This is a genomic window from Leptolyngbya sp. CCY15150 (genome assembly GCF_016888135.1).
Classification (GTDB): Bacteria; Cyanobacteriota; Cyanobacteriia; order RECH01; family RECH01; genus RECH01.
Window position 1 is genome coordinate 1 of the sequence record NZ_JACSWB010000286.1, and the last position, 317, is coordinate 317.

1 protein-coding gene is annotated in these 317 nt (G+C 51.1%); it reads right to left on the reverse strand.

Annotation, left to right across the window (positions count from 1 at the left end; all coding sequences use genetic code 11):
* The coding region (locus JUJ53_RS22280; RefSeq protein WP_204154254.1) for a cadherin repeat domain-containing protein at positions 1-317 on the reverse strand (317 nt) is incomplete at both ends.

The window sequence follows — 317 nt, forward strand, 5'->3', positions numbered from 1 at the left end:
CCAACGGCTGTTCAAAGTCTGGTGCGGAGAGGAAGGACAACTCACCCGTGGTGGCATCAATCGTAAATAACCCTTGGTCTTCCCCACCACTGAGGCTGTAGGTCAGGCCATTCCCCTCGCTATTGCTATCGTCTGTGGCTTCGATATCAACTACCAGTGCGGTGTTTTCCGGCGCATTCACCACACTATTGGTCACAATCGTAGGCGCTTCGTTTATGTTGGTGACGTTGATATTAAACAGTTGTGCGGTGCTTAACCCATCTGCATCGGTAACCGTTACCTCGACGGCATAGCCATTGTCATTACCCACATCCAAC